Raw genomic sequence first — 13,000 nt, 5'->3', positions numbered from 1 at the left:
ATAAAATAACTATGCCCGAAACACTTCAAGTTGCAGGCAGTAAGCGAAAGCACTGGCCCTGCAACTTGAACGATGACCGGTATATGCTTCTTTATCTTGACCATGGAGTTAACTATGACCACCGCTTATTCACAACTTCGCGCCACCTTCACCCGCCTGTCTCGTTTCGAGCATCTTGGCAGCATCGCCGGCTGGGATATGCAGACTATGATGCCAATGAATGGTGGTCGTGCTCGCTCTGAAGCACTTGCAGAACTTAGCGTGTTGCAACATCAGATTCTAACCAATAAGCAGGTTGGGCAGTGGTTAGAGCAAGCGAAGCAAGAGGATTTGAATGATTTTGAACAGGCAAATTTACATGAAATGAGCCGTCAATATCACTATGCCGTTTTGCTGCCAGAAACGCTGGTAGAAGCCAAGTCTCTGGCCGGTGCTCGTTGTGAAAACGCATGGCGTATTCAGCGTCCTGCTAACGACTGGGAAGGATTTGTCGATAATCTACGCGATGTCGTGAAGTTGAGCCGCCAAGAAGCAGAACTGCGCTCACAAGCATCAGGCACCAGCCGTTATGATGCCCTGCTCGACCACTATGAACCTGGCATGACCAGCGCAAAACTCGACGGTATCTTTGGTGATTTGAAGCAGTGGCTGCCAGAATTGCTGCAAAAAGTTGTGCAGAAACAAAGCTCGCTGGATTTCACCACGCCACAAGGACCATTTGCTGTCGATAAACAAAAGCAACTGGGTCTGAGCGTCATGAAGCTGTTGGGCTTTAACTTTGACGGCGGTCGTCTGGATGTCAGCGCTCACCCGTTCTGTGGTGGCGTACCTGAAGATGTACGTATTACCACCCGTTACAACGAAAAAGAGTTCTTGAGCGCCATGATGGGCGTCATTCACGAAACAGGTCATGCTCGCTATGAGCAAAACCTGCCAAAAGAGTGGCTGGGCCAGCCGGTTGGAAAAGCACGCTCGATGGGCATTCACGAATCGCAAAGCCTGCTTTTCGAAATGCAATTAGGCCGTAATGAAAACTTCCTGAAGCTGCTTTATCCGCTGGCTGTTGAACAATTTGGTCAACGTGCAGACCTGAATGAAGCGAGTTTTATTCGTCTAAACCAGCAAGTTAAACCAGGTTTGATCCGCGTTGATGCCGATGAAGTCAGCTACCCGGCACACGTCATTTTGCGTTACGAAATTGAACAAGCCCTGATTGAAGGCGAAATTGAAGTTGATGATATTCCTGCGCTGTGGAATCGTAAAATGCAGCAATACCTGGGTATAGAAACGCTGGGTAACTACCGTAACGGCTGTATGCAAGACATTCACTGGACCGACGGCAGCTTCGGTTATTTCCCAACCTACACGTTAGGTGCGATGTACGCTGCGCAGCTGTTCCAGACCGCAGATAAAGCCATCCCATCCTTTAAAGATGAATTGGCTCGTGGCGATCTGACCTCCTTGTTCCAGTGGTTGCAACAAAACATTTGGCAACACGGCAGCCGCTTCTCTACCGATCAGTTGATCAAAAATGCAACCGGCGAAACGCTTAATCCGAGCTATTTCCGCAAGCATTTAGAAAACCGCTATCTTTAATAATTAATCAATACGAATAATTTATAGGCTCTGAGTTAATATAGAGCCTATAATATTTACCGACTTAATAACACTACAAAGCCGAGAATAGATACTACTCTCGGCTTGAGTAAGGTAATAAATAATATTCAGGTATCTATATTATTGAAATAGAGTTATTACATCCTAAATATCATAATGTAAAGACGATAAATCATTAACCTGTTTTTTTACCAGTCCCATTTGCAACAATGCATCAATCGCCCCTTCCTGGCCTGCTTCAGACTTCACTTTGCCATTTTCAATTTCAATGATAGTAGTACCAGTGAAACGAACAACTTTGCCTGAGTTGGCTGGCAGTAGGCCACCAAATGGTGATGCGGTAAAGGCTTTACCAGTATGGCTGCCACCGCCATCCCAAGTGGCAACCACTTTGTTTCCTTCTTCGATCATCTCACCGGTTGCCCAGAAGTTTAAGTCTTCGAAAGACTCACGAAAATCAGTCAACATAGCGATAACGGATTCTGGACCATGAAATTCACCATGCATCGGATAATTGAATACGATGTCGTCAGCAGCCAACTCGCGGATTATCGTAGGATTATAGTTAGCTCCCCAAACCGCATCAAACCACTTAGCAACCAATTCTTTATTTTTACTCATCACTTCACTCCCATTATTCTTTATATTAAAAAATTAAACACGACAATTGCTCATCGCAGGAGTTAATATATCCACTTACTGACAAGTGAAATCTCTGTTTCTTGCTGAGTAATTAATTATTCTCATAAAATAAATCAAGGAAAATAAAAATCCGAAAGATTAAATAATATATCTTTCGGCCTGAAGGAATTTGAACATAACGTTCTTTTTTAATTCACACTTATTATCACAGTGAAGTTAACGCTGATGTATTTTAATCCAATGGTTGCCCGCTTACTTATACAGCATCGTGGAAAATAATGCCTAGTGTGTGACGCTTACCGCTATGAATTTTGCTTACGCCATGACGCATATTGACCCGGTAAGTCCCCTTCGATCCTTGAACTGGACGGTGGCTGACTGCGAAAATCACTGCATCACCTTTTTGTAGACTGACAACCTCAGGACGTGTCTGCATGCGCGGACGCTGTTCAGTCATAACAAATTCACCGCCGCTAAAATCGTCACCTGGCGCGGAAAGCAGAAATGCAACTTGCAATGGGAAAACCCGTTCGCCATATAAATCTTGATGCAAGCAATTATAGTCACCCGCGACATATTGCAATAACAAAGGCGTTGGCCTGAGCTGCCCCGCCTCATGGCAGAGATGCAAATAATCTTGATGCACGGGCGGGTAGCGAACATCAATCTTCATCTGTTCATTCCAGCGATTGGCGATAACGGCCAGGCCAGGATACAAGGCCGTACGCAGTTGCGTGATGAGATCCGGCAAAGGATAGCCAAAATATTTATACTCGCCCTTGCCAAATCCATGCCTGGCCATATGAATATGGCTGCGAAATAAACCACTTTGTGGATATAACGCGACCAATTCATCACAGGCTTCAGCACTCAATACTTGTTTTAGTCGAGCACATCCATAAGCTGTCAGCTGTTGGTTGACATCTTCCCAATCAATACTCGTCAGCTCTTTTCTTACCGTGCGAGATGTTGGCAAAAAACTCATGATGCTTTTGCCTCTCTGTCCAACAATGCACGCTTACGCTCTATCCCCCAACGATAACCAGACAGGGCGCCATCGTTTTTTATTACCCGGTGGCAAGGTATCGCCACAGCTAACATGTTTACCGCGCAGGCTCCTGCAACAGCGCGCACAGCTTTAGGCGAACCGATACGTTGTGCAATATCGCTATAGCTGACAGTCACGCCCACTGGAATATCACGCAGAGCTTGCCATACCCGCTGTTGAAACGCTGTACCACGAATATCTAGCGGTAGATCCAAGCCAATCTCTGGCGCTTCGATAAAACCAACGACACGGGATACGACCTGTTCAAACTGAGCATCTGCACCAATTAATTCAGCATGTTGAAATTTATCCTGCAAATCTTGCAAAAGTTTGCTCGGATCATCGCCAAGCAAAATGGCACAAATCCCCTTTTCACTCTGCGCTATTAAGATGTCGCCTAGAGAGCAAATTGCCAATGCAAAATAAATCTTTGTGCCTTTACCGCCAGCACGCCAAGCCTTGGGAGTCATGCCTAAAATCGCTGCTGAAGATTCATAAAAACGGCTGTTCGAATTAAATCCAGCGTCGAAAATAGCATCGGTTACGCTACCGGTATCATCCAGGCTGTCGCGTAAACGACGGTAGCGATGCGCACTCGCATATGCCTTCGGTGTTAATCCGGTCGTCGCCTTAAACAAGCGGTGAAAATGGAATGAACTCATGCCAACATGTTCAGCAATATCCACTAATTTATTTTCGTCTTCGCTTTGTTCGATGTAGCGACAAGCTTCGGCTATTTTTGCCACGTAACTCTCTTGCAACTCTGGCTGGCCACGACGGAGTCGTTTACTTGGGCGATACCCCTGTCGTTGTGCAGCCTCTGCAGTATCAAAAAACTCTACGTTTTCACGCTTAGGTAAACGTGAAGCACTCGATGGCAGGCAATACACACCGGTGGTACGTACTGCATAGACAAAATGGCCGTCAGCATCTTTGTTACGGTCAACAATGGCCTGCCAGCGTGCCTCATCAGTTGCCCACGAGATTGTTTTGTTCATGTGTATCACCTGTCGTATTTTTCATCAGTCGTACTGTATTTTGTTATTTCTTACGCAAAGCAACACTCCGTCTTTTGCTTTTTAATTTTTAGAACGTCACAACCTTGTCTTTAGTCTCCTCTTAATAAAACAGAGCCAATTAATTGAAAAGCAACTTTCGTAGGGTAAAAATCGCAAAAAAACGTAGATTCGCTTTCTTCTATTATTGATAGCATGAGAGTAGTTATGATTTTCTCCTCCCGCGAGGCGATATACTCACACGCCTGCGCCTATTTATCGCAGCATCCTATTTGGGCTTCACTTATCACCGAGATAGGCCCCTGCAAACATGAAGCCAAACCTGAACGCGAACCTTATGAAGCCTTGATTCGCGCAATTGCCTATCAACAGATTAGCGCAAAGGCTGGTGATGCCATTTTGCGCCGGCTGCGCTCGGCATTTCACACGGATGCGATATCCTTTCCACTGCCACAACAATTGATAGACGTAGATCTCGATATTCTTCGCCAATGCGGATTCTCGGCCCGCAAGGCAGAAACATTGAAAGCAATTGCGCAAGGCGCTATGAGCGGGCAGGTTCCATCACGAGTTGCAGCAACTGGATATAGCGACGAAGAGTTGATCGCCAAGCTCACAGCGTTAAAAGGAATTGGCCGATGGACGGTGGAAATGCTGCTCATCTATACGCTGGAACGTATAGATATTATGCCTCTGGATGATTTTGGTATTCAGCAAGGTCTGCATTACCTGCATGCTCCTTCATCAAAGCTGAGCAAAGGCCAACTAAAAGCATTCAGTGAAATATGCGCGCCCTACCGCACTATTGCGGCATGGTATCTGTGGCGCATTCCACAGTTACCTGACTATCTGGCATTTAAGGCGAATAGAGCGGTAGTAACATAACGCAATAGCGGCTTACGCTGTGGCCAATAAGACCTCTACGGACCCAGCCAAATCTTATTGGCCCGCGCTCAATGCGGCAATACTCGTTATTTTGCCCATTCACCTGTACTTATTTAATAATTTTAACGTCTACCCTCCCTTATTTTTTCAAATCCCGATGTACGCTACTAAGAATGTTCTCAATAACTGCTAACAAATTCCGCAGATCGGCAACAAAAGGTGGGCTAAAAGAGAGCTAGCTTTACACAATTCATATGTATGTTGTAACTAAAAAGGGCTTTTAGACTATTTCCAGAAAGGAGGAAAACCTTAAGCAATTGAATAATAATAAATTTTAGCTTTGTACATACGGTTACACGCCGAAACCAATCACTCACGGACAATGACAACGGACAAGCCTATATTTCTCCTACCGGCCCCGCAGTGGGGTGGAAACTTAAACTAAAAATTCTGAGGAATTAACGATGAAAAAAGTATTAGCTCTGGTTGTTGCCGCTGCAATGGGCCTGTCTTCTGCCGCTTTCGCTGCTGACACTACTGCTGCTGCTCCGGCTGCCGCTCCAGCAACTCCTGCCGCTGCTCCAGCTGCTGCACCAGCTCCTGCTGCTGCCGCTCCGGTTGCTGCTCCAGCTAAGAAAGCTGAAACTACTAAGCATCATGCTGCTAAGAAAGCGCATAAAGCTAAGAAAGCAAAAAAAGCTGCCGCTCAAAAAGCTCAAGCTGCTAAAAAACACGTGAAAAAACACGCTGCTAAAAAAGCTGCTCCAGTAGCTCAAAAAGCTCAGGCTGCTAAAAAACACGTGAAAAAACACGCTGCTAAAAAAGCTGCTCCAGTAGCTCAGAAAGCTCAAGCTGCTAAAAAACACGTGAAAAAACACGCTGCTAAAAAAGCTGCTCCAGTAGCTCAGAAAGCTCAGGCTGCTAAAAAACACGTAAAACATCACGCTGCTAAAAAAGCTGCTCCAGTAGCTCAAAAAGCTCAAGCTGCTAAAAAACACGTGAAAAAACATTCTGTGAAAAAAGCTGCTCCAGCAGCTAAGTAAGACGTCTTGGTGATAGCCCTCTATCACAATTTCATGACTGATTATTTAACACCCGGTTCGCCGGGTGTTTTTTTTCAAAGCCGATGATCTCCATGTAAATAAGCTACCTTGAGGTATGGATGAACAATGCTGCGCCGATACTTGTTCGAAATCACCCTAAGCTCTCTCATCTTATGTGGCTTGATTACACTGTTCTTCTATTTCTGAGCCACAGATAAGTTTGTAGTCAGCAAATTATCCCAAAAATCGTTCAGTGCCCGAATACGTATTACCTAAAAAAAATTCCCGACTATAATCAACGCCATCTACATTAATATTATTTCTGGGGAAATCCCTGTACTCAAGGTCAGAATGATATGCGTATCGCTTTACCATTTGTCTTGTGCTCTTTGTTGTTTACCCTACCCGCTCATGCTGACTCATCCAGCTCAGATGACGATTCCGATGCACCATCAATTAGCCTGAAAGAAAAAACCGCACTGTTTTTTGGCCATGATGACCGTATCAAGATCACCGATACACAGCAGTGGCCTTGGCAAGCTATCGGACAGATTGAAACAGAGAGTGGTAATCTTTGTACTGCAACTCTGATTTCTCCACACTTACTGTTAACCGCTGGACACTGTGTATTAGCACCGACGGGAAACATCGATAAAGTTATCGCGCTGCGTTTTGTTTCTCACAACGAAAAATGGCGTTATCAGTTAACAGATCTTGAAACACTGGTCGATCCTGCGTTAGGTAAAAAACTAAAAGCAGATGGCGATGGTTGGATTGTGCCATCGAAAGCCGCACCTTATGATTTTGCCTTAGTGCGCATTAAAGGTGATACCAGCAAATTACCGATCAAACCTTTACCGCTGTGGCAAGGTAGCAGGAAAGAGTTGACCGCCGCGTTGAAAGTAGCGGGCCGTAAAATTACTCAGGCGGGTTATCCAGAAGATCATCTTGACGATCTTTATAGCGATAAAGATTGTCTTATTACCGGCTGGGCTGAGCCAGGCGTGTTAGCACATCGTTGTGATACATTGCCAGGAGACAGCGGTTCACCGCTGCTGCTTAAGCAAGGCGATAGCTGGTCTTTAGTGGCGATCCAAAGCTCTGCACCTGCGGCCGAAGACCGCAATTTAGCAGATAATCGCGCGGTATCAGTACCGGCTATTCGTGAAACGTTGCAAGCGTTGAGTAATAACCAGCTCGATCAATAACACCGACGCCTACCTTCAATGAAGGACTTTGCATACCTTACAAAGTCCTTTATTTCGATATAAATCCAACCTTAAGACAACTGTTCCATCGTCTGCAAAATACGCTTATCAGAAATAGGATAAGGTGTCCCCAATTGCTGCGCGAAATAACTGACACGCAACTCCTCAATCATCCAGCGAACTTCTTTAACATCTTCACTTTGCTGACGCACCGGCGGCAATTTATTCAGCCACTGTTGCCAGGCATTTTGCACACTTTCTACTTTGAGCATCTGCGCTCGGTCGCGATGAGGATCAACCGCCAGCTTATCCATCCGTCGTTCAATCGCTTGTAGATAACGCAACGTATCAGGTAAACGCTTCCAACCATTCTGGGTAACAAAATTGCGGTAAATCAGTCCTGACATTTGCGCTTTAATATCAGACAACGCCAGCGCCAAACTCATATCAATACGCCCTTTTAGACGCTTATTGATATTAAATACCGTCGTCAGGATCTGTTCTACCTGGATAGCAATACCTACCACAGCGTCATTGAGATGTCCGCGGACATGCTCATGCAATTGGGTAAATGCTTGCTCTTGCCATACCGGCCCGCCAGATTCCGCAATCAATTTATCGATACCGCAAGAGATGCAGTCATCAATAAGATCCAGAACCTTACCGTAAGGGTTAAAATAAAGTCCCAATTTGGCCTTATTCGGCAGTTTCTCATGCAGGTATTTTATCGGCGAAGGGATATTGAGTAATAACAAGCGCCGGGTTCCCTGCCACATTGCCTGCTGCTGCTCCAACTCACTATCAAACAAGCGAATCGCGATACTGTCTTTCTCATCCACCAACGCCGGATAGGCTTTCACCTCATAGCCACCGCGTTTTTGCTCATAGCATTCGGGTAAGGTGCCAAAGCTCCAGACATGAAGGTTGTTTTGTTCAATCCCATCATCGGCAACAGCGGATAACGTCTGTTGAACCTGCTCTTTTAAAGAGGCTTTTAGCGCCGTCAGGCTTTTCCCTTCGCGTAAGGTTTTGTGTTTATCATCTACCACGCGGAAAGTCATTTTTAGATGATCGGGGACCTGATCCCACTGCCAGTCATCACGTGACACCGTCACACCTGTCATGCGTCGTAATTCTCGCTCCATCGACTCCAGCAACGGCAGCTCGAAAGGCGTAGCGCGGCCCAAAAATGCCTCGGCATAGTTCGGTGCAGGCACAAAATTACGTCGAACGGGTTTAGGCAATGATTTAATCAACGCCATGATCAGCTCACGGCGAATACCGGGTATTTGCCAATCAAAACCTTGCTCTTCCACTTGATTGAGCAACGGCAGCGGAATATGTACGGTGACGCCATCAGCCTCTTTACCCGGTTCAAACTGGTAAGTAACACGCAATTTAAGGTTGCCTTGATGCCAGAAGTTCGGGTAATCCAGCGCGCTGACATTCCCGGCCCCCTCCTTGATTAGCATGCTTTTTTCAAAGTTTAAGCTGTCGGCAGGTTGTTTTTTCCACCAGCTATCAAAATGCTTACCGGAAACCACATCACGCCCGATACGCTGGTCGTAGAACAGAAACAGGGTTTCATCATCGACTAAAATATCGCGGCGACGAGATTTATGCTCCAACTCTTCAACTTCAGTGCGCAAACGCTGATTGTCGCGGAAAAATGCATGCCGCGTTTGCCAATCGCCTTCCACCAACGCGTGACGAATAAACAATTCACGCGAGAGTATTGGGTCAATATGGCCATAATTCACTTTGCGGTTTGCCACAATCGGTAAACCATACAAGGTGACTTTTTCAGCGGCAATCACCGCGCCCTGCGCTTTTTCCCAATGTGGCTCGCTGTAGCTGTATTTCACCAAATGTTTGGCTAATGGCTCGACCCATTCTGGTTCAATACGGGCCGCAATACGCCCCCAAAGACGGCTGGTTTCTACCAACTCGGCAACAATGCCCCACTTGGGCGGCTTCTTAAATAATCCAGAACCAGGGAAAATGGCAAAGCGGGCATTACGTGCGCCAGTATATTCCTGCTTATCGACATCTTTTTGGCCAATATGCGACAGCAATCCGGTCAGTAAGGCACAGTGAATACTCAGGTAATCCGCAGGTTCGCTATTTACTGCAAAACCGAGTTCTTTAACAACCTGTCGTAACTGCGTGTAGATATCTTGCCATTCGCGCACGCGCAGATAGTTGAGAAAATCACTGCGGCACAGCTTACGGAACTGTGCTGATGACAGGGCTTTTTGTTGTTCTTGCAGGTAATCCCACAGATTAACAAACGCCAGGAAATCAGAATCTTTATCCGCAAATCGACGATGTTTCTCATCGGAAGCCTGCTGTTTATCCACCGGTCTTTCACGTGGGTCTTGAATAGACAACGCCGCGGTGATAATCATCATTTCACGCACACAGCTGCTTTTTTGCGCCTCAAGTACCATGCGAGCTAAGCGCGGATCAACGGGTAATTGCGCCAGCCGACGCCCTTGCTCGGTTAACGTATAACGGCCATTTTCGGCGTTATTAAGTGCACCGAGCTCTTCAAGTAAACGAACGCCATCTTGAATATTGCGTTTATCCGGCGCTTGTACAAAAGGAAATGCCGAGATATCCCCCAAACCTAAAGCGGTCATTTGTAAAATAACTGACGCCAGGTTGGTACGCAGAATTTCAGGATCGGTAAATTCTGGCCGTGAGAGGAAATCGTCTTCAGAATACAGGCGAATACAGATACCTTCCGATACACGCCCGCAACGCCCTTTACGCTGGTTAGCCGACGCCTGAGAAACAGGCTCAATAGGCAAGCGCTGCACTTTGGTACGGAAGCTATAGCGGCTGATGCGTGCCGTACCTGGGTCAATCACGTATTTGATACCCGGCACGGTTAGCGAGGTTTCTGCCACGTTAGTTGCCAGCACAATGCGCCGCCCCGAATGTGACTGGAATACCCGGTTCTGTTCGCTATTAGACAATCGCGCATACAACGGCAAGATCTCAGTATGCGGCAAATCCAGACGATTCAACGCATCGGCGGTATCACGAATCTCTCGTTCACCACTCATAAAGATCAGGATATCGCCACGACTTTCACGCCCCAGCTCATCTACCGCATCAAAAATAGCCTGCAACTGGTCGCGGTCAGTATCGTCGGCGTCTTCAACAATTGGCCGATAACGCACATCAACCGGATATGTTCGCCCTGATACTTCGATGATGGGTGCATTGTTAAAATGTTTAGAGAAACGCTGCGGATCGATAGTCGCCGAGGTGATGATCACTTTGAGATCCGGGCGCTTTGGCAATAGTTGACGCAAATAGCCGAGGATAAAATCGATATTGAGGCTACGCTCATGCGCTTCATCGATAATCAAGGTGTCATATTGCATCAACATGCGATCTTGCTGAATTTCCGCCAGCAAAATACCGTCGGTCATCAGTTTGACCAGCGTATTTTCACCTACCTGATCGTTAAAACGAACTTTATAGCCCACCGTATTACCCAGGCCACTTTCCAACTCTTCAGCAATACGGCTAGCCACGGTACGAGCGGCTAGACGACGCGGCTGAGTGTGGCCGATCAGCCCTTTGATACCGCGCCCTAACTCCATACAGATCTTCGGGATCTGCGTGGTTTTACCCGAACCGGTTTCACCCGCGACGATCACCACTTGGTGGTCACGAATAGCTTGATAGATATCCTGTTTCTTCTGGCTAACCGGCAGGTTATCAGGATAAGTAATGCGCGGACGTGACGCCTCACGGGAACTAACCTTCTGCAACCCCGCCGTTAATTGCACCTCGAGTTCTTGGCTGAGTGCCAATAACGCATTGGGATCGCTAATTTTTTTCGCCCCTTGCAAACGGCGTTGCAAGCGTTGGCGATCGCGTAGCATCAGCCCATCAAGCTGGGCCGATAGTGCTTCGAGCGGGGATTTCACGTTCGCTGTCCTTTCATCATCAATTCATTACCTGCCGCAGAGGGGAAAGTATCGGCGCAACAGGTAAAAATAAGTGGCGGCCTCACGCCGCCATAATGTCGCTATATTACCACAACATAGAGAATTTTAAGAAAGTGAGTCCGCAGCAGATCCGCGGCAAGTTTCCCTAAATCATTCGAGCTGCAGCTAGGCGGGCGACTGACAAATCTGCCAGGAGCAGATTTGAACGCTGCTTGCAGCGGCCCCAACGGGGCGAGGCTCAAGGATGAGCCGAGTAACTGCAGCCAACAACGCTACAGTTAAAGGATGCTCCTAAATCCCCTAAATCATTCGAGTTGTGGCTAGGCGGCAACTGAACGAGTCCCGATGAGCTTACATAAGTAAGTGATTCGGGCGACTGAAGGCAGCCAACAACGCCATAGCTCGAAAGATGACGGGGATTATGTTGTTCAATAAAATCGAACGAACTCCTCGAAATATTGCGCTATCACTGAATAACTATTCTGAATACAGTAGTGACATTCTTAGGACGTATAGTTCTAACATCACACAACGCAAAGGAATTACCGAATGAGCAAAATTCTGGTTCTTAAATCAAGTATTCTGGCAGACAACTCTCAGTCTAACCAACTGGCTGATTATGCCGTGAGCCAATTCCAGGCTGCTAACAGCAACGCACAAATTACCGTTCGTGACCTGGCTGCTAACCCAATTCCGGTGTTGGATGGTGAATTGGTTGGTGCACTGCGTCCATCAGGTGCAACCCTGAGCGCGCGTCAAGAAGAAGCATTGGCCCTGTCTGATGCATTGATCGCTGAACTGCAAGCTCATGACGTTGTAGTGATTACTGCACCAATGTACAACTTTAACATTCCTACTCAGTTGAAAAACTATTTTGACTTGGTTGCCCGTGCTGGCGTGACGTTTAAATACACTGAGAAAGGTCCAGAAGGCTTGGTGACTGGCAAACGCGTTGTCGTACTGACCAGCCGTGGTGGTATTCATAAAGAAACCCCAAGCGACCTGGTTGCGCCATACTTGAAACTGTTCCTGGGCTTCCTGGGTATGAAAGATGTAGAAGTGATCTTCGCTGAAGGTATGGCTTACGGCCCAGAAGCTGCTGCTAAAACTAAAGACGAAGCCAAAGTATTGATCAACGACGCTGTACAGCGCGTGATTGCTGCTTAAGCCTGTATCAAGGCCAGAATAGACATGGCGCGCTCACTGTAGCGCGCTTTTTTTTGCTTACTTTTTATCACTTCTGTAGCCAAAGGCCATTGATACCGCGAACGTATTCACCTTTCGCTGCCCTTGCGACTAATTTTTGCCCGGCCAGTTTAGCGACTTCGCTGGTACTCACCTGATTATTCTGCGCCACTTGCTGATATTGTTGCTCTCTCCCCTGATTAATACGACTGACTAATGCCTGCGTTTCTGGGTCCGATGTTACCGGAGCCAAATAGCCTGATAGCGTTTCGCCTACCCGTCCTTGCTGCTTAGCCTGCTCTAGCGTCAAGCCGAAGGCCATACTGGTAAATAGCCAGCCACAGACCAGTAAACTCAGTGAAAGCGTCGTTTTTGCTACCTTCATTAT

The 13,000-nt window shown here is 46.8% G+C and carries 10 protein-coding genes; 5 read left to right on the top strand and 5 right to left on the bottom strand.

From position 1 onward, the window contains the following. Nucleotides 1-114: 114 nt before the first annotated feature. The gene (locus ACL9RG_RS02940; protein WP_422791058.1) at nucleotides 115-1,596 is read left to right on the top strand and encodes a carboxypeptidase M32; all 1,482 of its coding nucleotides are present in this window, start codon (nucleotides 115-117) and stop codon (nucleotides 1,594-1,596) included. A 165-nt stretch (nucleotides 1,597-1,761) separates the two neighbouring features. Here the strand turns inward: ACL9RG_RS02940 and ACL9RG_RS02935 are convergent, their stop codons facing one another. From ACL9RG_RS02935 to ada, 3 genes are all read right to left on the bottom strand, one after another. Further along, nucleotides 1,762-2,238, bottom strand: coding sequence for an ester cyclase (locus ACL9RG_RS02935; protein ID WP_422791057.1), 477 nt, complete (start codon nucleotides 2,236-2,238; stop codon nucleotides 1,762-1,764). Nucleotides 2,239-2,515: 277 nt separating this feature from the next. Next, entirely contained in the window at nucleotides 2,516-3,244 is a 729-nt protein-coding gene (locus ACL9RG_RS02930) for a 2OG-Fe(II) oxygenase (protein WP_422791056.1), read from the bottom strand. Next, entirely contained in the window at nucleotides 3,241-4,305 is a 1,065-nt protein-coding gene (gene ada, locus ACL9RG_RS02925) for a bifunctional DNA-binding transcriptional regulator/O6-methylguanine-DNA methyltransferase Ada (protein ID WP_422791055.1), read from the bottom strand. The genes ACL9RG_RS02930 and ada overlap by 4 nt, the downstream gene beginning before the upstream one ends. Before the next feature lie 225 nt (nucleotides 4,306-4,530). Between ada and ACL9RG_RS02920 the strand changes: the two genes are divergently transcribed. From ACL9RG_RS02920 to ACL9RG_RS02910, 3 genes are all read left to right on the top strand, one after another. Beyond that, nucleotides 4,531-5,208, top strand: a complete 678-nt coding sequence (locus ACL9RG_RS02920) for a DNA-3-methyladenine glycosylase family protein (protein ID WP_422791054.1) — start codon at nucleotides 4,531-4,533, stop codon at nucleotides 5,206-5,208. 464 nt (nucleotides 5,209-5,672) lie between these two features. Continuing rightward, a complete protein-coding gene (gene asr, locus ACL9RG_RS02915; RefSeq protein WP_422791053.1) occupies nucleotides 5,673-6,251 on the top strand; it encodes an acid resistance repetitive basic protein Asr in 579 nt (192 codons plus the stop codon). Nucleotides 6,252-6,607: 356 nt separating this feature from the next. Further along, nucleotides 6,608-7,459 carry a trypsin-like serine peptidase gene (locus tag ACL9RG_RS02910; protein WP_422791052.1) on the top strand — a complete coding sequence of 284 codons (852 nt, stop codon included), beginning with the start codon at nucleotides 6,608-6,610 and terminating at the stop codon, nucleotides 7,457-7,459. 71 nt (nucleotides 7,460-7,530) lie between these two features. On the opposite strand, the gene hrpA is transcribed toward ACL9RG_RS02910, so the two are convergent. Continuing rightward, nucleotides 7,531-11,406: an ATP-dependent RNA helicase HrpA gene (gene hrpA, locus ACL9RG_RS02905; protein ID WP_422791051.1), complete on the bottom strand. Its 3,876-nt coding sequence runs from the start codon at nucleotides 11,404-11,406 to the stop codon at nucleotides 7,531-7,533. A gap of 570 nt (nucleotides 11,407-11,976) precedes the next feature. Here hrpA and ACL9RG_RS02900 point away from each other — a divergent pair. Further along, nucleotides 11,977-12,594, top strand: a complete 618-nt coding sequence (locus ACL9RG_RS02900) for an FMN-dependent NADH-azoreductase (RefSeq protein WP_422791050.1) — start codon at nucleotides 11,977-11,979, stop codon at nucleotides 12,592-12,594. 67 nt (nucleotides 12,595-12,661) lie between these two features. On the opposite strand, the gene ACL9RG_RS02895 is transcribed toward ACL9RG_RS02900, so the two are convergent. Then, nucleotides 12,662-12,997 (bottom strand): YdbL family protein, encoded by a 336-nt coding sequence (locus ACL9RG_RS02895; protein WP_422791049.1) that lies wholly within the window; start codon nucleotides 12,995-12,997, stop codon nucleotides 12,662-12,664. Between the last annotated feature and the right edge of the window lie 3 nt (nucleotides 12,998-13,000).

The organism is Rouxiella sp. Mn2063 (genome assembly GCF_049319665.1).
In the GTDB taxonomy this organism is placed as follows: Bacteria; Pseudomonadota; Gammaproteobacteria; order Enterobacterales; family Enterobacteriaceae; genus JBMOUD01.
Note: the sequence above shows the minus strand (reverse complement) of the source record. Positions and strands in the feature narration are given on the sequence as shown.

Bases quoted from the DNA above. Each gene is read 5' to 3' on its own strand.
- ACL9RG_RS02940 (WP_422791058.1), top strand. From the start codon at position 115: ATGACCACCGCTTATTCACAACTTCGCGCCACCTTCACCCGCCTGTCT.
- ACL9RG_RS02935 (WP_422791057.1), bottom strand. From the start codon at position 2,238: ATGAGTAAAAATAAAGAATTGGTTGCTAAGTGGTTTGATGCGGTTTGG.
- ACL9RG_RS02930 (WP_422791056.1), bottom strand. From the start codon at position 3,244: ATGAGTTTTTTGCCAACATCTCGCACGGTAAGAAAAGAGCTGACGAGT.
- ada (WP_422791055.1), bottom strand. From the start codon at position 4,305: ATGAACAAAACAATCTCGTGGGCAACTGATGAGGCACGCTGGCAGGCC.
- ACL9RG_RS02920 (WP_422791054.1), top strand. From the start codon at position 4,531: ATGATTTTCTCCTCCCGCGAGGCGATATACTCACACGCCTGCGCCTAT.
- asr (WP_422791053.1), top strand. From the start codon at position 5,673: ATGAAAAAAGTATTAGCTCTGGTTGTTGCCGCTGCAATGGGCCTGTCT.
- ACL9RG_RS02910 (WP_422791052.1), top strand. From the start codon at position 6,608: ATGCGTATCGCTTTACCATTTGTCTTGTGCTCTTTGTTGTTTACCCTA.
- ACL9RG_RS02900 (WP_422791050.1), top strand. From the start codon at position 11,977: ATGAGCAAAATTCTGGTTCTTAAATCAAGTATTCTGGCAGACAACTCT.
- ACL9RG_RS02895 (WP_422791049.1), bottom strand. From the start codon at position 12,997: ATGAAGGTAGCAAAAACGACGCTTTCACTGAGTTTACTGGTCTGTGGC.